At 51.6% G+C, this 17,865-nt stretch carries 22 protein-coding genes; 14 read left to right on the forward strand and 8 right to left on the reverse strand.

The features are described from left to right. The first annotated feature begins 99 nt into the window (after window positions 1-99). From holC to EHN13_RS01535, 3 genes are all read left to right on the forward strand, one after another. Window positions 100-543 (forward strand): DNA polymerase III subunit chi, encoded by a 444-nt coding sequence (holC, locus tag EHN13_RS01525; protein WP_048212826.1) that lies wholly within the window; start codon window positions 100-102, stop codon window positions 541-543. Then, a complete protein-coding gene (locus tag EHN13_RS01530; RefSeq protein WP_124020770.1) occupies window positions 543-3,398 on the forward strand; it encodes a valine--tRNA ligase in 2,856 nt (951 codons plus the stop codon). The genes holC and EHN13_RS01530 overlap by 1 nt, the downstream gene beginning before the upstream one ends. A 219-nt stretch (window positions 3,399-3,617) precedes the next feature. Then, entirely contained in the window at window positions 3,618-4,121 is a 504-nt protein-coding gene (locus EHN13_RS01535) for a GNAT family N-acetyltransferase (RefSeq protein WP_061067135.1), read from the forward strand. A gap of 25 nt (window positions 4,122-4,146) precedes the next feature. Here the strand turns inward: EHN13_RS01535 and EHN13_RS01540 are convergent, their stop codons facing one another. From EHN13_RS01540 to rraB, 3 genes are all read right to left on the reverse strand, one after another. After that, window positions 4,147-4,977, reverse strand: coding sequence for a topoisomerase II (locus tag EHN13_RS01540; RefSeq protein ID WP_124020771.1), 831 nt, complete (start codon window positions 4,975-4,977; stop codon window positions 4,147-4,149). A 166-nt stretch (window positions 4,978-5,143) separates the two neighbouring features. Then, window positions 5,144-5,902, reverse strand: a complete 759-nt coding sequence (gene miaE, locus EHN13_RS01545; protein WP_115643977.1) for a tRNA isopentenyl-2-thiomethyl-A-37 hydroxylase MiaE — start codon at window positions 5,900-5,902, stop codon at window positions 5,144-5,146. Window positions 5,903-5,953: 51 nt separating this feature from the next. After that, window positions 5,954-6,379: a ribonuclease E inhibitor RraB gene (gene rraB, locus EHN13_RS01550; RefSeq protein ID WP_003025845.1), complete on the reverse strand. Its 426-nt coding sequence runs from the start codon at window positions 6,377-6,379 to the stop codon at window positions 5,954-5,956. Window positions 6,380-6,477: 98 nt separating this feature from the next. Between rraB and argL the strand changes: the two genes are divergently transcribed. After that, window positions 6,478-6,573: a putative translational regulatory protein ArgL gene (argL, locus tag EHN13_RS24510; protein WP_371414776.1), complete on the forward strand. Its 96-nt coding sequence runs from the start codon at window positions 6,478-6,480 to the stop codon at window positions 6,571-6,573. After that, entirely contained in the window at window positions 6,543-7,547 is a 1,005-nt protein-coding gene (gene argF, locus EHN13_RS01555) for an ornithine carbamoyltransferase (RefSeq protein WP_048212831.1), read from the forward strand. Before argL ends, argF (EHN13_RS01555) begins: the two co-directional genes overlap by 31 nt. Window positions 7,548-7,595: 48 nt before the next feature. Here the strand turns inward: argF (EHN13_RS01555) and EHN13_RS01560 are convergent, their stop codons facing one another. Next, the gene (locus EHN13_RS01560; protein ID WP_008786059.1) at window positions 7,596-8,048 is read right to left on the reverse strand and encodes a YhcH/YjgK/YiaL family protein; all 453 of its coding nucleotides are present in this window, start codon (window positions 8,046-8,048) and stop codon (window positions 7,596-7,598) included. Between the two features lie 673 nt (window positions 8,049-8,721). Here EHN13_RS01560 and arcA point away from each other — a divergent pair. The 5 genes from arcA (at window position 8,722) to EHN13_RS01585 (ending at window position 14,028) form a co-directional block, all read left to right on the forward strand. Next, entirely contained in the window at window positions 8,722-9,942 is a 1,221-nt protein-coding gene (gene arcA / locus EHN13_RS01565; RefSeq protein ID WP_048212832.1) for an arginine deiminase, read from the forward strand. A 9-nt stretch (window positions 9,943-9,951) separates the two neighbouring features. Continuing rightward, on the forward strand, window positions 9,952-10,884 hold the full coding sequence (arcC, locus tag EHN13_RS01570; protein WP_124020772.1) for a carbamate kinase: 933 nt from the start codon (window positions 9,952-9,954) through the stop codon (window positions 10,882-10,884). A 56-nt stretch (window positions 10,885-10,940) separates the two neighbouring features. Then, window positions 10,941-11,945, forward strand: coding sequence for an ornithine carbamoyltransferase (argF, locus tag EHN13_RS01575; RefSeq protein ID WP_048212834.1), 1,005 nt, complete (start codon window positions 10,941-10,943; stop codon window positions 11,943-11,945). Between the two features lie 55 nt (window positions 11,946-12,000). Beyond that, the gene (locus EHN13_RS01580; RefSeq protein ID WP_124020773.1) at window positions 12,001-13,404 is read left to right on the forward strand and encodes a YfcC family protein; all 1,404 of its coding nucleotides are present in this window, start codon (window positions 12,001-12,003) and stop codon (window positions 13,402-13,404) included. Window positions 13,405-13,548: 144 nt separating this feature from the next. Next, entirely contained in the window at window positions 13,549-14,028 is a 480-nt protein-coding gene (locus EHN13_RS01585; protein ID WP_003839609.1) for an arginine repressor, read from the forward strand. Here the strand turns inward: EHN13_RS01585 and EHN13_RS01590 are convergent. Beyond that, the gene (locus tag EHN13_RS01590; protein ID WP_086523826.1) at window positions 14,025-14,147 is read right to left on the reverse strand and encodes a hypothetical protein; all 123 of its coding nucleotides are present in this window, start codon (window positions 14,145-14,147) and stop codon (window positions 14,025-14,027) included. The two genes, EHN13_RS01585 and EHN13_RS01590, sit on opposite strands and share 4 nt — an antisense overlap. Between EHN13_RS01590 and pyrL the strand changes: the two genes are divergently transcribed. The 4 genes from pyrL to ridA all read left to right on the forward strand — a co-directional run bounded on the left by pyrL (window position 14,127) and on the right by ridA (window position 16,262). Continuing rightward, the gene (gene pyrL / locus EHN13_RS01595) at window positions 14,127-14,228 is read left to right on the forward strand and encodes a pyr operon leader peptide (RefSeq protein ID WP_016155570.1); all 102 of its coding nucleotides are present in this window, start codon (window positions 14,127-14,129) and stop codon (window positions 14,226-14,228) included. The two genes, EHN13_RS01590 and pyrL, sit on opposite strands and share 21 nt — an antisense overlap. Before the next feature lie 36 nt (window positions 14,229-14,264). Next, window positions 14,265-15,200 (forward strand): aspartate carbamoyltransferase, encoded by a 936-nt coding sequence (pyrB, locus tag EHN13_RS01605; RefSeq protein WP_061067131.1) that lies wholly within the window; start codon window positions 14,265-14,267, stop codon window positions 15,198-15,200. A 13-nt stretch (window positions 15,201-15,213) separates the two neighbouring features. Further along, window positions 15,214-15,675, forward strand: a complete 462-nt coding sequence (pyrI, locus tag EHN13_RS01610; protein WP_003025816.1) for an aspartate carbamoyltransferase regulatory subunit — start codon at window positions 15,214-15,216, stop codon at window positions 15,673-15,675. A gap of 200 nt (window positions 15,676-15,875) precedes the next feature. Beyond that, complete coding sequence (gene ridA / locus EHN13_RS01615) at window positions 15,876-16,262, forward strand: 2-iminobutanoate/2-iminopropanoate deaminase (RefSeq protein WP_000047544.1); 387 nt, start codon at window positions 15,876-15,878, stop codon at window positions 16,260-16,262. A gap of 34 nt (window positions 16,263-16,296) precedes the next feature. Here the strand turns inward: ridA and EHN13_RS01620 are convergent, their stop codons facing one another. The 3 genes from EHN13_RS01620 to EHN13_RS01630 are packed head-to-tail and all read right to left on the reverse strand — an operon-like array spanning window position 16,297 to window position 17,748. Further along, complete coding sequence (locus EHN13_RS01620; protein ID WP_124020774.1) at window positions 16,297-16,665, reverse strand: hypothetical protein; 369 nt, start codon at window positions 16,663-16,665, stop codon at window positions 16,297-16,299. Beyond that, window positions 16,662-17,081 (reverse strand): hypothetical protein, encoded by a 420-nt coding sequence (locus EHN13_RS01625; RefSeq protein WP_124020775.1) that lies wholly within the window; start codon window positions 17,079-17,081, stop codon window positions 16,662-16,664. Before EHN13_RS01625 ends, EHN13_RS01620 begins: the two co-directional genes overlap by 4 nt. Further along, window positions 17,074-17,748 carry a hypothetical protein gene (locus EHN13_RS01630; protein WP_232034658.1) on the reverse strand — a complete coding sequence of 225 codons (675 nt, stop codon included), beginning with the start codon at window positions 17,746-17,748 and terminating at the stop codon, window positions 17,074-17,076. Before EHN13_RS01630 ends, EHN13_RS01625 begins: the two co-directional genes overlap by 8 nt. Window positions 17,749-17,865: the final 117 nt, after the last annotated feature.

Here is a 17,865-nt window from a genome sequence, read left to right on the forward strand (position 1 = left end):
CAACTGAGCAAATCCCCAGGAGCATAGTTTACTATGTGACTGGGGTGCGTGAAGGCAGCAGCCAACAATGAGGCAACTTGAAAGACGACGGGTATAGATATGAGGAATGCGACCTTTTATATTCTGGACAATGACAACACCATCGACGGCCTCAGCGCCGTTGAACAACTGGTGTGTGAAATTGCCGCAGAACGTTGGCGGGCTGGCAAGCGTGTGCTGATCGCCTGTGAAAACGAAAAGCAGGCTCTGCGACTGGATGAAGCCCTGTGGGCAAGACCGGCAGAAAGCTTTGTTCCACATAATCTGGCGGGTGAAGGCCCCAGAGGCGGCGCCCCGGTAGAGATTGCCTGGCCGGAAAAACGCAACAGCAGCCCGCGCGACCTGCTTATCAGTTTACGCGTTGGCTTTGCAGATTTTGCCACCGCTTTCACAGAAGTGATAGACTTCGTTCCTTACGAAGATTCTTTGAAACAATCGGCACGCGATCGCTACAAAGCTTACCGCGTGGCTGGTTTTAACCTGAATACGGCAACCTGGAAATAATGGAAAAGACATACAACCCACAAGATATCGAACAGCCGCTTTACGAGCACTGGGAAAAGCAGGGCTATTTCAAACCTAACGGCGATGAAAGCAAAGAGTCCTTCTGCATCATGATCCCGCCGCCGAACGTCACCGGCAGTTTGCATATGGGTCATGCTTTCCAGCAAACCATCATGGATACCATGATTCGCTACCAGCGCATGCAGGGCAAAAACACCCTGTGGCAGGCCGGTACCGACCACGCGGGTATCGCAACCCAGATGGTGGTTGAACGTAAGATTGCCGCTGAAGAAGGTAAAACCCGTCACGACTACGGTCGCGAAGCGTTTATCGACAAAATTTGGCAGTGGAAAGCGGAATCCGGCGGCACCATTACCCGTCAGATGCGCCGTCTCGGCAACTCCGTTGACTGGGAGCGCGAGCGCTTCACCATGGACGAAGGCCTTTCCAATGCCGTGAAAGAAGTCTTCGTTCGCCTGTACAAAGAAGACCTGATTTACCGTGGCAAGCGTCTGGTCAACTGGGACCCGAAACTGCGCACCGCTATTTCTGACCTGGAAGTGGAAAACCGCGAGTCTAAAGGCTCCATGTGGCACATCCGCTATCCGCTGGCCGACGGCGCGAAAACCGCAGACGGTAAAGATTACCTGGTCGTGGCGACCACCCGTCCGGAAACCATTCTGGGCGACACCGGCGTGGCCGTGAACCCGGAAGATCCACGTTATAAAGATCTGATCGGCAAATTCGTCATGCTGCCGCTGGTTGACCGCCGTATTCCGATCGTCGGTGATGAACACGCCGATATGGAAAAAGGTACCGGCTGCGTGAAGATCACCCCGGCACACGACTTTAACGACTACGAAGTCGGGAAACGTCACGGCCTGCCGATGATCAACATTCTGACCTTTGACGGTGACATCCGTGAAACCGCGGAAGTGTACGACACCAAAGGTGAAGAGTCCGACGTTTACTCCAACGCTATCCCGGCTGAATTCCAGAAGCTGGAACGCTTTGCCGCGCGTAAAGCGATCGTCGCTGCCATTGATGCGCTGGGCCTGCTGGAAGAGATCAAACCTCACGATCTGACCGTTCCTTACGGCGACCGTGGCGGCGTGGTTATCGAACCGATGCTGACCGACCAGTGGTACGTCCGTGCCGACGTGCTGGCAAAACCGGCGGTTGAAGCGGTTGAGAACGGCGACATTCAGTTCGTACCGAAGCAGTACGAAAACATGTACTTCTCCTGGATGCGCGATATTCAGGACTGGTGTATCTCCCGTCAGCTGTGGTGGGGTCACCGAATCCCGGCATGGTACGACGAAGCGGGCAACGTCTACGTTGGCCGTACCGAAGACGAAGTGCGTCAGGAAAACAACCTCGGCGCCGACGTTGCGCTTCGTCAGGACGAAGACGTTCTGGATACCTGGTTCTCCTCCGCGCTGTGGACCTTCTCTACCCTCGGCTGGCCGGAAAACACCGACGCGCTGCGTCAGTTCCACCCAACCAGCGTGATGGTTTCCGGCTTCGACATTATCTTCTTCTGGATTGCCCGCATGATCATGATGACCATGCACTTCATCAAAGATGAAAACGGTAAGCCGCAGGTTCCGTTCAAGACCGTCTACATGACCGGTCTGATCCGTGACGACGAAGGCCAGAAGATGTCCAAATCTAAGGGCAACGTGATTGACCCGCTGGATATGGTCGACGGTATCTCGCTGCCGGAGCTGCTGGAGAAACGCACCGGCAACATGATGCAGCCGCAGTTGGCTGAGAAGATTGCCAAACGTACCGAGAAGCAATTCCCGAACGGCATCGAGCCACACGGCACCGACGCCCTGCGTTTCACCCTGGCGGCGCTGGCCTCTACCGGCCGCGACATCAACTGGGATATGAAGCGTCTGGAAGGTTACCGTAACTTCTGTAACAAGCTGTGGAACGCCAGCCGCTTCGTGCTGATGAACACTGAAGGAAATGATTGCGGCTTCAACGGCGGCGAAATGACCCTGTCTCTGGCCGACCGCTGGATCCTCGCTGAATTCAACCAGACCATCAAAGCGTACCGCGAAGCGCTGGATAACTTCCGCTTCGATATCGCCGCGGGCATTCTGTACGAGTTCACCTGGAACCAGTTCTGCGACTGGTATCTGGAGCTGACCAAGCCGGTAATGACCGGAGGAACTGATGCTGAACTGCGCGGCACCCGTAATACGCTGGTGACCGTGCTGGAAGGCCTGCTGCGCCTGGCGCACCCGATCATTCCATTCATTACCGAAACCATCTGGCAGCGCGTGAAAGTGATTTGTGGCAACACCGCAGATACCATCATGCTGCAGCCGTTCCCGGAATATAACGCGGCTCAGGTTGATGAAGCGGCACTGGCTGATACCGAATGGCTGAAGCAGGCGATCGTTGCCGTACGTAACATCCGCGCGGAAATGAACATTGCCCCAGGCAAACCGCTGGAGCTGTTGCTGCGTGGTTGCAGCGCGGATGCAATGCGTCGTGTAAACGACAACAAGAGCTTCCTGCTGAACCTGGCGCGTCTGGAAAGCATCACCGTGCTGCCTGCCGATGATAAAGGTCCGGTTTCGGTGACCAAAATCATCGACGGCGCCGAGCTGCTGATCCCAATGGCAGGTCTCATCAACAAAGAAGATGAACTGGCGCGTCTGGCGAAAGAAGTGGCGAAAATCGAAGGTGAGATTGCCCGTATCGAAGGCAAGCTCTCCAACGAAGGTTTCGTTGCTCGCGCCCCTGAAGCGGTCATCGCCAAAGAGCGTGAGAAGCTGGACGGTTACGCAGAAGCCAAAGCGAAGCTGATTGAGCAGCAGGCAGTTATCGCCGCGCTGTAAAAATCGTGCCCATACGTTTGCCGGATGGCGCTTGCGCTTTTCCGGCCTACGGGCACCGTCAACGTAGGTCGGATAAGCGTAGCGCATCCGACACCACAGACGATAAAAGCCTCTGGCGTTCTCGCTCAGAGGCTTTTTCTTGAATTATCCTCGCTTGCGCTTCCCCTCACCGCAGTGGTATTAACTGCATATGTCCCACTTTTTTGTCATGAGTTCGCTATGAGTGCCATAACCTCCGTCGCGGCGACGCTGCGTCGAATTTCTGCCGATGATAACGCCGCGATTGCCAACGTTATCCGCCAGGTCTCCGCCGAACACGGCCTGACCGCCGATAAAGGCTACACGGTTGCCGACCCCAATCTGGATGAGCTGTTCCAGGTGTACAGCCAGCCGGGCGCGGCTTATTGGGTGGTTGAGCTAAACGGTGAAGTCGTGGGCGGCGGCGGCGTTGCGCCATTAGGGTGTAGCGAACCGGACATTTGCGAACTGCAAAAGATGTACTTCCTCTCAAGCGCGCGCGGTCAGGGGCTGGCGAAAAAACTGGCGCTGATGGCGCTTGAACATGCCCGCGAGCAGGGTTTTAAGCAGTGCTATCTGGAAACCACCGCGTTTCTGACTGAAGCTATTCGTCTGTATGAACATTTAGGGTTTGAGCACATCAGTGAGGCGCTCGGCTGCACCGGCCACGTCGATTGCGAAGTCAGGATGTTAAAGCCCCTCTGACGTCAGGCAAAGGAGCATTTCTGCTTTACTGCATTTCGGCTGAGAGCATCAGTCGAATAACACCAGCCGCGCGAGCGGTTGGCAGCTTCAGCACCTGCGTCCAGAGATCCTGCACAATCTCACAGGCGATCTTCTCTTTGCCGATCCCTTTATTCGGGTCGGCCATAATCTGAATATCATCCCCATAGCGTTGCACCAGTCCGGGGCTGATCGCTTGTAAATCCTGCAGAGCCAGCTGTTTTTCCTCGGTCGTAACCGTATGTTTGTTCGGGCCATAAGCCGCGTGCATCATACTCATGTCGCTGGCCATACGACGGTTCATGAGCTCGCGCGGAATAATACGCACCGGGTTAATCCCGCCTTTCACAGCCGGGAACAAAAAGCGAAAACATTCGTCATTGCCCACTTTTGCCACCGCGGCAATCTGCTCGAGATTAATCTTCATATACTCGATCACGTTGGCATCAGGCGCCTGCTGCAAACGCGCCATCTGTACCTGTAGGATCTGCGGCTGAATAGCGTCGATAATCTGTTGCTCGCTTTTCCCCGCCTCCTTCAGCTGCGTTGCCTGGGTGAGGATGTTCTGCCACAGCGCTGGCTCCTGCTCCTTAAGCACCTGATAAACAGGCATGGACAGCATCGCGTTTTCAAATTTCTGCGCATCCGTCAGACCATAATCCGGGCTTTCGCGTGGGATCAGGTAGTGCACATCAAACAAATTCCACGCAACAATCGCCACCACAAAAACCACCGCGCCGGAGACCTTACCCAGCCAGCCTTTTTTGCGAAACATGCCGACGACGATAGCAATCACCGCCCCGATATAACCCGCCAACAATACGTGTGCCCAGTTCATTAACCATCCTTATGATAAATCGTCTCTGTTCTGGGGATATATTTCCCCTTCGCGCGTTTTGATTATTACGGCAGCAGCAAGCGATTGCCAGCCACCAGATTTTGCTAACAAGCAACAGGAAGGGTTAAACCGCGCGGAAATGTCTGCCGCGCGTCAGAGAAGGAGGCTAAGCAGGAACGCCGCTGTGAAAGCGGAATTCATCATCTGGAGACAGGATCAGCGATGCTTCCACTTCACCAAAGAATCGCACCCGGCTACTGATATCGTCAGCAGAAACCTGCTGCGCCAGCGCCAGGTAATCCTGATAATGGCGTGCTTCAGAGCGCAGCAGCGACAAATAAAACGCCTGCAAATCGTCATCCAGATACGGTGCGAGCGCGGCGAACCGTTCACAGGAACGCGCCTCAATGTAAGCCCCGCAAATCAGTTTATCGATTAACGTCAGCGGCTCGTGGGTGCGCACCTCTTTGAGCATGCCTTTGGCGTAACGGCTGGCGGTAATCTTAATATAGGGAATGTTGCGACTCATCATCGCCTCACGCACCTGCCAGAAATGATGCAGTTCTTCCTTGATCAGCAAAACCATGCTGTCGATAAGCTTGCGTCCCCACGGGTCGTCGGTTTGCGGCATCACGCTTTTGCTTATCTGTTTATTCAGCGCGATAAAATCCGGCTCATCCCCTTCTCTGAAAGCAAACGCTTCATAGGGTTTCAGCCAGTCCAGCAGCGCCTGAGATCCCTGTTTATCTGCGACATACTTACGCACCAGCAGCATCGCCGTTTGCGCTGCTTTCAGCTCACAGACGAGGTGGTCGGTCAATAACAGAGGCAGATTAGCCGGGTCTCGCGCTTTATCAAGCCAGGCCTGGGGCGTTTTACAGTGCAGGAAATTGTGGATCGGGGAGAGTATTTGCAGGTAATCCATACATTGTCCTTGGCCTGCGGCAGCCTGGGCTACCGCAGGTCAGTAGATGACTTAGTGACGCACGCCGTCATCATCTTCGTCGACGAGATCTTCATCGTCGCCGTCTTCACCTTCTTCGCCGTTCGGGTCTTCAAAATAGGTGCCCCAACCGTCGTATTCCACATCATATTTTTCAGCCAGGTTCATCAGCTGCTCAACCTGAGCATCGATCAACTCCGCATTCAGTGCACATTCGCTCAGGATGTCACAGCAAATAACCGTGTCGCCTTCTTCCACTTCCAGCTCTTCCGGCTCGGTCACTTCATAACCCAGCTTGAAGGCTTCTACTGCCGCTTTTTCCAGGGTTTCGAAGTCATCCGCGGAAAGGTGATGCTCAATGGTGTACAGCGCGTCTGGATCGCTGCCATCTTCGAGTAACTCTTCAATAATCAAGCGCGTTTCTTCACGCTGTTCTTCCAGTAGTTCCGGGTTTGCCATGGCTCGTTCCTCATAATGTCCTGCCGATACTCTTATTGTCACATACCGCTGTCATTGCCTCCACCTTTCCAGGAAAGATTTGTTAAACAAGGTTGCAAATGAATAAACATCCATATAAATTGAATTTTAATTCAATAAATGGCCTAAGCCATGTGAGGGAACCATGTCTGCGTTTTATCAGAAGCACTTTTTGAAACTGCTTGATTTCACCTCTGCTGAACTCACGTCACTGCTCCAGCTCGCCGCGCAGCTTAAGGCGGATAAGAACAACGGTACTGAGGTCGCTAAACTCACCGGTAAAAACATCGCGCTCATCTTCGAAAAAGACTCAACCCGCACCCGTTGCTCTTTCGAAGTTGCCGCATACGATCAGGGCGCGCGCGTGACGTATCTCGGGCCAAGCGGCAGCCAGATTGGCCATAAAGAGTCGATCAAAGACACCGCCCGCGTGCTCGGCCGCATGTACGACGGTATTCAGTATCGGGGCCACGGCCAGGAGATTGTCGAGACGCTGGCGGAATATGCCGGAGTTCCAGTGTGGAACGGATTAACCAACGAGTTTCATCCCACCCAGCTGCTGGCGGATCTGTTAACTATGCAGGAACACCTGCCGGGTAAAGCGTTTAATGAGATGACTCTGGTCTACACCGGTGATGCCCGCAACAATATGGGCAATTCCATGCTGGAAGCCGCTGCGTTAACCGGGCTGGATCTGCGCCTGGTTGCGCCGCAGGCATGCTGGCCTGAAGAGAGCCTGGTGGCGGAGTGCAAAGCGCTGGCGCTGAAAAACGGCGGCAATATTACGCTGACCGAAGATGTCGCCGCGGGCGTGAAAGGTGCGGACTTTATCTATACCGACGTCTGGGTATCAATGGGCGAAGCAAAAGAGAAGTGGGCCGAACGTATTGCGCTGCTGCGTAAGTACCAGGTTAATAGCACGATGATGGCGTTGACCGGCAATCCACAGGTGAAATTCCTGCACTGTCTGCCCGCGTTTCATGACGATCAAACCACGCTTGGAAAACAAATGGCACAGGAATATGGTCTGCACGGCGGTATGGAAGTGACTGATGAGGTCTTTGAATCACCCGCCAGTATCGTATTTGATCAGGCGGAAAACCGGATGCACACCATCAAAGCGGTGATGGTCGCAACGCTTGCCAAATAATGATGTTTCGTAGGCCGGGTAAGGCGCAGCCGCACCCGGCAATCACGCTTATGCTACCCGCATTTTCACCACAGCTTTGCGTACCAGTGCCGGAGCGCCGACCGCGCACAGCGGTTTATGCACTTCACCCGGATAGAACACCACGAAATCACCTTCGTTCAGCACCACCGTTTTCTCCTGTACCCCTTCCGGCAGGAAGGCGATATCTTTATCCGCCAGCCAGTCAGTTTCCGGCGCGCCCGCAGGCTGCGTGCTGAAGGTCATTCCTTCCTGGCCTTTGAGCAGGATCTGAATATCCAGATAGCGGGCGTGATACTCGGCGCGGCGCTGTGCAAACGGCTCCGTCATATCTTCGGCAATCAGATAAAACAGGCGATCGCCGTCAATGTCGTGCTTACCTTTTTCCGTCGCATCCGTCACATGCGCTTTAATGTGTTCAATTGCCTGACGCAGCTCTTCCGGCAGCCAGGCATCCAGGTTGTGAATATTGCCGACAATCATCTCAAACCCCTTAATTAAAACAACGTTTCATTTTTGTTGTTATACGAAAAAACCGCCTGCCATACCACTGCTATTTGCTGATATTTTGCGTCAACGCATGTTTATCGCTGATGATGTTAAATAATTGCTAACTCTCAGCAACAGGTTATGCATAAACTCTGCATAAATTTCGGCCACCCTTTTTCAATCCAATCAGTAACCCACTGTTCTTAAAAACTTTGTTAGAAAAACCAGCCATCGATCACAGTTCACATCTCCTTCACTATCCTTCTTCATCATCATATTTATTTTGAAATAAGCATTACAGTGCAAATAATAAAATCATAAATTCGCATAATAATTCATTACACATAAAAAAGCACAAACAAATCAATACATTACTTATATTGCAGCACTTTTAAACATGTACATAAAATTAACACCGATAAATAACAAGACATATTCCCGCGTAGTAATTCAATTATTCGCATTTTTATTTTGTTAATTCTCAGAGCCATCTCATAAATTAAACAACAAAAGCCAACCATCGACCTGACTGTGAAATAAATCACATTTCCTCATCAAATAAGATCTAAATATAGATTCTGAAATCAGCTGAAAAATCATGACTGCAATAAATATTATTTGCAGGCACCTCCTCTTTATTTTTTAAAATCGTATTAAAGGAATAATGATGGAAAAGCATTATGTCGGGTCTGAAATCGGTCAATTACGTAGCGTAATGCTACATCGCCCTAACCTCAGCTTAAAAAGGCTGACGCCATCAAATTGTCAGGAACTGCTTTTTGATGATGTTCTTTCGGTAGAACGTGCAGGAGAAGAACATGACATTTTCGCCAACACGTTACGTCAGCAAGGGATTGAGGTTCTGTTACTCACTGATTTATTGACACAAACCTTAGATGTCCCGGATGCCAAAGGCTGGCTGCTGGAGACACAAATCTCTGATTATCGCCTTGGCCCCGCTTTCGCTACCGATATTCGCGCATGGCTTGCAGATATGCAGCACCGGGAACTCGCCCGGCATTTAAGCGGCGGGCTAACCTACGGGGAAATTCCTGCCTCCATCAAAAATATGGTGGTCGATACTCACGATATTAATGACTTTATTATGAAGCCATTACCCAACCACCTATTTACTCGCGATACCTCCTGTTGGATATATAACGGTGTATCCATTAACCCGATGGCAAAAACCGCACGCCAGCGGGAAACCAATAACCTGCGAGCAATTTACCGTTGGCATCCACAATTTGCCGATGGTGAATTTATTAAATATTTCGGCGATGAAAATATTAATTACGACCACGCCACATTAGAAGGTGGCGATGTGCTGGTGATTGGTCGCGGCGCGGTACTCATCGGTATGTCGGAACGCACCACGCCGCAGGGCATTGAGTTCCTTGCCCAGTCGCTGTTTAAGCATCGCCAGGCTGAACGCGTCATCGCGGTTGAACTGCCGAAACATCGCTCCTGTATGCACCTCGATACCGTCATGACCCACATCGATATCGATACCTTCTCCGTCTACCCGGAAGTGGTACGCCCGGATGTCCAGTGCTGGACCCTGACGCCAGACGGGCGCGGCGGCCTGAAACGCACCCAGGAAAGTACGCTGGTGCACGCCCTCGAAAAAGCGCTGGGCCTCGACCAAATCACGCTGATCACCACCGGTGGCGACGCCTTCGAAGCTGAACGCGAACAGTGGAACGACGCCAACAACGTTCTGACGCTGCGCCCCGGCGTGGTGGTGGGTTACGAGCGCAACATCTGGACCAACGAAAAATACGACAAAGCCGGTATCACCGTTTTACCCATTCCTGGCGACGAACTGGGACGCGGACGCGGCGGCGCGCGCTGCATGAGCTGCCCACTGGAACGCGACGGTATTTAAGGAGACGTTATGGAAAACAAACCTACCCTGGTTGTGGCATTGGGCGGCAATGCGCTGCTCAAACGCGGTGAACCGCTGGAAGCTGACATCCAGCGCAAGAATATTGAGCTGGCGGCAAAAACTATCGCTCAGCTTACGCAGCAATGGCGCGTGATTCTTGTGCATGGCAATGGCCCACAGGTTGGACTTTTGGCGTTACAGAACAGCGCTTATGACCGCGTTACCCCTTATCCGCTCGACATTCTCGGTGCGGAAAGTCAGGGAATGATTGGCTATATGCTGCAACAAGCCCTGAAAAACCAGCTGCCGCAACGTGAAATTAGCGTCCTGCTGACTCAGGTTGAAGTCGATGCCCACGATCCAGCCTTCAGTAATCCGACCAAATATATCGGACCGATTTACGACAACGATCAGGCTAAAACGCTACACGCGGAAAAGGGCTGGATTTTCAAAGCCGATGGTAAAGCGTTCCGTCGCGTTGTGCCCTCTCCACAACCCAAACGTATCGTTGAAAGTGATGCCATTCGCACATTGATCGCCCGCGATCATCTGGTGATTTGCAACGGCGGTGGCGGCGTACCGGTGGTGGAAAAAGCCGATGGCTACCACGGCATTGAAGCGGTGATCGACAAAGATCTCTCCGCCGCACTGCTCGCCCGCCAACTCCATGCCGATGCGTTGCTGATCCTCACCGATGCCGACGCGGTGTATCTCGACTGGGGCAAACCTACCCAGCGCCCGCTGGCCCAGGTGACGCCGGAACTGCTCGGTGAAATGCAATTCGACGCCGGTTCAATGGGCCCCAAAGTCACCGCCTGCGCGGAATTCGTCTCTCACTGTCGCGGAATTGCAGGCATCGGTTCACTGGCCGACGGTCCGGCCATTCTCGCCGGCGACAAAGGCACGCTCATTCGTCTCGAAACCACCGACGCTCACGCTTAGGGCTTTTTTTGCCGGATGGCGGCTGCGCCTTATCCGGCCTACATAAGGATATTTTCATGACTGTTAACCTGAAAAATCGCAATTTTCTCAAACTGCTGGACTACACCCCTGCGGAAATACAGTACCTGATCGATCTGGCTATCGAGTTAAAAACAGCAAAAAAGGCCGGACGCGAAAGACAGACGCTGGTCGGTAAAAATATCGCGCTGATCTTCGAAAAAACCTCAACCCGCACCCGCTGCGCCTTTGAAGTCGGCGCTTTCGATCAGGGCGCACAGGTGACCTACCTCGGCCCAAGCGGCTCGCAGATCGGCCATAAAGAGTCGATGAAAGATACCGCCCGCGTGCTAGGCCGCATGTATGACGGCATCGAATACCGCGGCTACGGCCAGGAGATCGTGGAAGAACTGGGACAATTCGCCGGTGTGCCGGTCTGGAACGGGCTAACAAATGAATTTCACCCCACCCAGATCCTCGCGGATCTGATGACCATGCTGGAACACGCGCCGGGTAAAACCTTGCCGGAGCTGAGCTTCGCTTACCTCGGTGACGCCCGCAACAACATGGGTAATTCGCTGATGGTCGGCGCGGCGAAAATGGGGATGGATATTCGTCTGGTCGCGCCAAAGTCCTTCTGGCCGGACGAGGCGCTGGTTGCCGAATGCCGCGAAATCGCCAGCGTAACGGGCGCACGCATTACGCTCACGGACGATGTTGCGGAAGGGGTATACGACGTAGATTTCCTCTATACCGATGTCTGGGTTTCGATGGGCGAACCTAAAGAAGCGTGGGCAGAACGCGTCAGCCTGATGACGCCCTACCAGATTAATCAGCAGGTCATCAATGCGACCGGCAATCCCAATGTGAAATTCATGCACTGCCTGCCCGCCTTTCATAATGAGCACACCAAAGTGGGCCGTGAAATCGAAGCGGCTTACGGTCTGAAAGGACTTGAAGTCACGGAAGAGGTATTCGAGTCAGCGCATTCCATCGTCTTCGACGAAGCGGAAAACCGGATGCATACCATCAAAGCGGTCATGGTAGCGACACTCGGCGACTAACCCCTGCGGGCGTGTGTCGCCTGGCGGCATATGCCCAAGCTATCCGGAGAACATCATGGGCAAATTCAAATTTCCCAGCGCGTATACCATCCTGTTTATTCTCATTGCACTCGTCGCCGTTATGACCTGGATTGTCCCGGCAGGGAAATACCAGATGGCGATGAATGCTACCCTCGGCAAAGAAGTGCCGGTTGCCGGTACTTATGCCCCGACCGAGGCGCATCCACAAGGCATAACCGCTGTCCTGCTGGCACCGATTGACGGGCTTTATAACCACGAAACCTACACCGCAGGCGCAATTGATGTCGCGCTGTTTGTCCTGATCATCGGTGGGTTTCTCGGCGTGGTAAACAAAACGGGCGCCATCGACGCAGGCATCGAACGCGTGACGGTCAGGCTGAACGGCAAAGAAGAGTGGATGATCCCCATTCTGATGGGGCTTTTCGCCGCCGGAGGCACGATTTACGGCATGGCGGAAGAATCACTCCCTTTCTACACCTTATTAGTTCCGGTCATGATGGCCGCGCGCTTTGATCCACTGGTTGCGGCGGCGACCGTGCTACTCGGCGCAGGCATCGGCACGCTCGGTTCGACAATCAACCCTTTCGCGACGGTTATCGCGGCTAACGCCGCCGGGCTCCCCTTCACCCAGGGCATGCTGATGCGCATTCTGCTGCTGGTCGTCGGCTATGTTATCTGCGTAGTGTGGGTCATGCGTTATGCGCGCAAAGTCCGCAATCACCCGGAGTTGTCGATTGTGGCGGATAAAATGGAGGAAAACCGCGCGCATTTCCTCGGCAATCGCGGCAACGCTAACCTTGAATTCACAGCTACGCGTAAGTGGATCCTGCTGATATTCGCCGCCGCCTTTGCGGTAATGATTTATGGCGTCGCGGTACTCGGATGGTGGATGGCAGAAATATCCGCAGTCTTTCTGGCTTCTGCGATTATCGTCGGCGTGATTGCCCGCATGAGTGAAGAAGCCTTCACCAGTACCTTCATTGACGGTGCGCGGGATCTGCTCGGCGTGGCGCTGATTATCGGCATTGCGCGCGGTATCGTCGTGGTGATGGATAACGGTATGATTACCCACACCATTCTGCACAGCGCCGAAAATTTAGTCTCCGGTCTTTTCACCACCATTTTCATCAATGTGACCTACTGGCTGGAAGTATTGCTCTCCTTCCTGGTCCCTTCCTCGTCTGGTCTGGCGGTGCTCACGATGCCCATTATGGCCCCGCTGGCCGACTTCGCCCATGTGCAAAGGGATCTGGTCGTTACTGCGTACCAATCCGCTTCTGGCATTGTGAATCTGATCACCCCCACTTCAGCCGTCGTGATGGGCGGGTTGGCTATCGCTCGCGTTCCTTATGTGCGCTACCTGAAATGGGTCGCCCCGCTCCTGCTCATTTTGACGTTACTGAACATGGCCGTCCTGAGTATCGGCGCGATGTTGTAGCCCTTTTAGCCGTCGGATCCCGACGGCTTTTTTGAGCGCACTCTCGTTTTTCTGCGCAACCGCCCGTTTGAGCCGTTATTGATACTGCAAATGTGGTGAATTTCGCCATCACATTGATACAAATGATAAACTTAGGGTGTATTTATGAAGGAATTCGATGATTACTCGACCAAAGAGCAGAAACAATTGGCGATTTGTCAGCGCCTGATAAGCGAAAAAAGCTACCTTTCTCAGGAAGCGCTTCGCCGCGATCTCCAACACCATGGTTTTACCGGAATTAGCCAGTCAACGGTATCCCGTCTGCTGAAACTGCTCGGGGCTATAAAAATAAGAAATACAAAAGGGCAAAAAATTTATTCTGTAAATCCGCAATCGCGACCCGCGCCGGATGCTGCCCGATCGATTGCTGAAATGGTGGTCAGCGTGGAACACAATAGCGAGTTTATCCTCATTCATACTGCAGCAGGTTATGGCCGTGCCGTTGCCAGAATCCTCGATTACCACGCGTTACCAGAGATTCTGGGTGTCATCGCTGGCAGCAGTATTGTCTGGGTTGCGCCGCGAGTCGTGCAGCGAACGGGACTGGTGCACAAGCAGATTAACTATCTATTTAAAATGAATTAAAATTCATAAGAACCGTTTGCGATGAATAAATCGTGCATTTTTCGCTTGATCCCATAACGGAGCTGAGTATAATCGCGGACAATTTGCCGGGAGGATGTATGGTTCAGTGTGTACGACATTTTGTCTTACCGCGTCTGAAAAAGGACGCTGGCCTGCCGTTTTTCTTTCCGTTGATCATCCATTCCGAGCCCCTCAATTGAGGGGCTTTTTTTTTGCCCAGGCGTCAGGAGATAAACATGGCTAACCCGCTCTATCAAAAACACATCATTTCCATAAACGACCTCAGCCGCGACGACCTCAATCTGGTCCTCGCGACGGCGGCGAAATTAAAAGCCAACCCGCAGCCGGAGCTGTTAAAGCATAAGGTCATCGCCAGCTGCTTCTTTGAGGCGTCAACCCGCACCCGTTTATCCTTTGAAACCTCGATGCACCGCCTGGGCGCCAGCGTGGTAGGTTTCTCTGACAGCAGCAACACGTCGCTTGGCAAAAAAGGCGAAACGCTGGCCGACACCATTTCCGTCATCAGCACTTATGTCGACGCCATCGTGATGCGTCACCCGCAGGAAGGTGCTGCGCGTCTGGCAACGGAGTTCTCCGGTAACGTTCCGGTACTGAACGCCGGCGACGGCTCCAACCAACACCCGACCCAAACGCTGCTGGATCTGTTTACCATTCAGGAAACGCAGGGTCGCCTGGACAATCTGCACATCGCCATGGTGGGCGACCTGAAATATGGCCGCACCGTCCACTCCCTGACCCAGGCGCTGGCGAAGTTTGAAGGTAACCGCTTCTACTTTATCGCCCCGGACGCGCTGGCCATGCCGCAATACATTCTGGATATGCTGAATGAAAAAGGTATTGCCTGGAGCCTGCACGGCACTATCGAAGAGGTGATGGCGGAGGTCGATATCCTCTACATGACCCGCGTACAAAAAGAGCGTCTGGACCCGTCCGAATACGCCAACGTGAAAGCACAGTTTGTTCTGCGCGCCAGCGATCTGGCGGGAGCCAAAGAGAACATGAAGGTGCTGCATCCGCTGCCGCGCATCGATGAGATCACCACCGATGTCGATAAGACGCCGCACGCCTGGTATTTCCAGCAGGCTGGCAACGGCATCTTCGCCCGCCAGGCGTTACTGGCACTGGTACTGAATAGCGAACTGGCACTGTAAGGGAGAAAAAGAGATGACACACGATAACAAACTGCAGGTTGAAGCCATCAAACGTGGCACCGTGATTGACCATATCCCCGCACAGGTTGGTTTTAAGCTGCTGACGCTGTTCAAACTGACCGAAACCGACCAGCGCATCACTATCGGACTGAACCTGCCGTCTGGCGAGATGGGCCGTAAAGACCTGATTAAAATCGAAAATACCTTCCTGACCGACGAGCAGGTCAACCAGCTCTCCCTGTACGCTCCGCAGGCAACGGTGAACCGCATTGACGATTACGACGTGGTGGGTAAATCACGCCCCAGCCTGCCGGAGCGCATCGACAACGTGCTGGTGTGCCCGAACAGCAACTGCATCAGCCATGCTGAGCCGGTTTCTTCCAGTTTTGCAGTGAAAAAACGCGCCGATGACATCGCACTCAAATGCAAATACTGTGAAAAAGAGTTTTCGCATTATGTGGTGCTGGCCAACTAATTAGGGTTGGTTATGAAATCCCGGCTCCCGTTACACATAAGCATTCGCAATGCATCGAGGCGGCAAGTCCGATTATCACTGGGAGCATAGTAAACTATGTGACCAGGGTAAGAGGACGTAGCCAACGAAGAGGCGGTGTGAAGGATGACGTGTATAATGGGCGGGAACATTCTACTACCGCTGTAAATTCAGGAGAAATCATGAGCAAGACTATCGCGACGGAAAATGCACCAGCAGCAATCGGCCCATACGTTCAGGGCGTTGACCTGGGTAGCATGGTAATCACTTCCGGTCAGATCCCGGTCGATCCGAAAACCGGTGCCGTAGCGGAAGACGTGTCCGCTCAGGCACGTCAGTCGCTGGAAAACGTAAAAGCTATCGTTGAAGCAGCAGGCCTGAAAGTGGGCGACATCGTAAAAACGACCGTTTTCGTCAAAGACCTGAACGATTTTGCCACCGTCAACGCCACCTACGAAGCGTTCTTCACCGAGCACAACGCCACCTTCCCGGCGCGTTCTTGCGTAGAAGTTGCCCGTCTGCCGAAAGACGTGAAAATCGAGATTGAAGCGATCGCCGTTCGTCGCTAAGTCTTATTAGAGAGCCCTGCTCTGGCAGGGTTCCTTAAGTATTGCAGCCTATAACTGAAAAAATCAATTCTCTTCCATTATTCTTTAAGGTGATGGTTTCATTTTCGATTATCCCCACACCCCAATTATATAATTCCATTTCCCCTTTTTGCTGTGATTCTATATTCTCTGAGAAACAGGTTTGTCCTAAAACCCAGTTCAACCTTGAACTATAAATATTAATTTTAAGATCATCATCACTATCATTCTTCATCTTTTCCAATGTATAAACTACCTTATTGTGAATTTTAAAACCAACAATATTGTTATATCTTTCAACTGAATTAATAGAAAAAATACAGATAAACATTATAATTAGTAAAAAAAATATTTTTATAGTAGCTCGTCTTATAAAAGTGTTCATTGGCCATGTCTCCATAAAAAAGAATAACCAGATGAACCAATGAGCGCTTTATTTTTTCCATGACACTTAATTACCCCCCATTTCTCTGCGACCAAGGATATATCATTTTCATGTGCAATTTTACGGTAAACGTACCGATAAGGCTGAAATGGATCGTGTAGAGGAGTGTTCATTTCCCTTACAATAATATTCCCAGACGATTTCTCCAAATAAACATATAAACCATGCCAGGATAAATTCTTTGCATAGTGGGTATTTGAATCATCGTTACGGCACCATTGTACAACCAGAAGATAGTGACTTTCACGTACTGGTAACCAGCAAACCGAAATAATATACAGCATATAACAAAAGGCACAAACTAAAGCGAAAGTAAGTATTTTTTCTATGTAAAATAAAGTGCCATGCTCAGTCATGCCATTTTACCTCTGACTCAATGGCACCAAAAATATTGTACTCTCTGGCCAGACACTCCTGATGAAACCTCCCCATAAAAGTATCATTCACAGGAACGATACTACCTAAACGAACTCCAGAATTTGCGACACTAACATTCCAGTTATACCTGTCAAAAAACTTAAACTGAAATGTCAAATTATAACTACATAGTCTACTACCATTGCTCATTGTATTTTTATACTTATCTTCGGTAATTTGCACTCGACCTTTTCCCCAGTATTGATAACCTCCTATAGCATAAAACAAGTCTGGATCGCTAGAAATAAAATCATCAGTATTAACATGCGCAGAAGTAAATTCATGCTGACCTGGTGGTAATGTTTTACAAAAACTCTTTGCTGCATCCAATAATTGCACATAATTATCCCTTAACTGGGCTGATTTTCCCATCATATCAGTTAAGTTAATATGTATGTCTTCACCCGTATTTTGCAAATAATGCAGTAAATTTTCTCGTGCAAAAGGATAGCGATACTTTAAATATAAGCTCCCATCAATCAATTGCTCCAGGTAATATTTATAATAATAAAATTGATCTGAAAAATGCCCCGCACTGCACCATTCACCACTTCCAACATCAATACTATATTCAGGTTCCTCTCTCCCCAATATATAAGCGTTCATAATGCCTCCTGAGAATAATTAACATGACAAGATGTTAACATTTATAATCTAGCGTATTCTGTTGGAAGACACTGGCAATGCCATAATTCAGAAAATATTTAGCTGCATTGTGTGAAA

Source organism: Citrobacter youngae, from assembly GCF_003818115.1.
GTDB classification, from domain to species: Bacteria; Pseudomonadota; Gammaproteobacteria; order Enterobacterales; family Enterobacteriaceae; genus Citrobacter; species Citrobacter youngae.

What these genes read in the sequence shown, in the direction of transcription:
- EHN13_RS01540 (WP_124020771.1), bottom strand. Translation starts at nt 4,977, where the DNA reads ATGAACTGGGCACACGTATTGTTGGCGGGTTATATCGGGGCGGTGATT.
- arcC (WP_124020772.1), top strand. Translation starts at nt 9,952, where the DNA reads ATGGAAAACAAACCTACCCTGGTTGTGGCATTGGGCGGCAATGCGCTG.
- arcA (WP_048212832.1), top strand. Translation starts at nt 8,722, where the DNA reads ATGGAAAAGCATTATGTCGGGTCTGAAATCGGTCAATTACGTAGCGTA.
- pyrI (WP_003025816.1), top strand. Translation starts at nt 15,214, where the DNA reads ATGACACACGATAACAAACTGCAGGTTGAAGCCATCAAACGTGGCACC.
- EHN13_RS01590 (WP_086523826.1), bottom strand. Translation starts at nt 14,147, where the DNA reads ATGTCGTACACACTGAACCATACATCCTCCCGGCAAATTGTCCGCGAT.
- pyrL (WP_016155570.1), top strand. Translation starts at nt 14,127, where the DNA reads ATGGTTCAGTGTGTACGACATTTTGTCTTACCGCGTCTGAAAAAGGAC.
- EHN13_RS01580 (WP_124020773.1), top strand. Translation starts at nt 12,001, where the DNA reads ATGGGCAAATTCAAATTTCCCAGCGCGTATACCATCCTGTTTATTCTC.
- EHN13_RS01560 (WP_008786059.1), bottom strand. Translation starts at nt 8,048, where the DNA reads ATGATTGTCGGCAATATTCACAACCTGGATGCCTGGCTGCCGGAAGAG.
- rraB (WP_003025845.1), bottom strand. Translation starts at nt 6,379, where the DNA reads ATGGCAAACCCGGAACTACTGGAAGAACAGCGTGAAGAAACGCGCTTG.
- ridA (WP_000047544.1), top strand. Translation starts at nt 15,876, where the DNA reads ATGAGCAAGACTATCGCGACGGAAAATGCACCAGCAGCAATCGGCCCA.
- holC (WP_048212826.1), top strand. Translation starts at nt 100, where the DNA reads ATGAGGAATGCGACCTTTTATATTCTGGACAATGACAACACCATCGAC.
- EHN13_RS01625 (WP_124020775.1), bottom strand. Translation starts at nt 17,081, where the DNA reads ATGACTGAGCATGGCACTTTATTTTACATAGAAAAAATACTTACTTTC.
- argF (WP_048212834.1), top strand. Translation starts at nt 10,941, where the DNA reads ATGACTGTTAACCTGAAAAATCGCAATTTTCTCAAACTGCTGGACTAC.
- EHN13_RS01530 (WP_124020770.1), top strand. Translation starts at nt 543, where the DNA reads ATGGAAAAGACATACAACCCACAAGATATCGAACAGCCGCTTTACGAG.
- EHN13_RS01630 (WP_232034658.1), bottom strand. Translation starts at nt 17,748, where the DNA reads ATGAACGCTTATATATTGGGGAGAGAGGAACCTGAATATAGTATTGAT.
- EHN13_RS01535 (WP_061067135.1), top strand. Translation starts at nt 3,618, where the DNA reads ATGAGTGCCATAACCTCCGTCGCGGCGACGCTGCGTCGAATTTCTGCC.
- argF (WP_048212831.1), top strand. Translation starts at nt 6,543, where the DNA reads ATGTCTGCGTTTTATCAGAAGCACTTTTTGAAACTGCTTGATTTCACC.
- EHN13_RS01620 (WP_124020774.1), bottom strand. Translation starts at nt 16,665, where the DNA reads ATGAACACTTTTATAAGACGAGCTACTATAAAAATATTTTTTTTACTA.
- argL (WP_371414776.1), top strand. Translation starts at nt 6,478, where the DNA reads ATGAATAAACATCCATATAAATTGAATTTTAATTCAATAAATGGCCTA.
- pyrB (WP_061067131.1), top strand. Translation starts at nt 14,265, where the DNA reads ATGGCTAACCCGCTCTATCAAAAACACATCATTTCCATAAACGACCTC.
- miaE (WP_115643977.1), bottom strand. Translation starts at nt 5,902, where the DNA reads ATGGATTACCTGCAAATACTCTCCCCGATCCACAATTTCCTGCACTGT.
- EHN13_RS01585 (WP_003839609.1), top strand. Translation starts at nt 13,549, where the DNA reads ATGAAGGAATTCGATGATTACTCGACCAAAGAGCAGAAACAATTGGCG.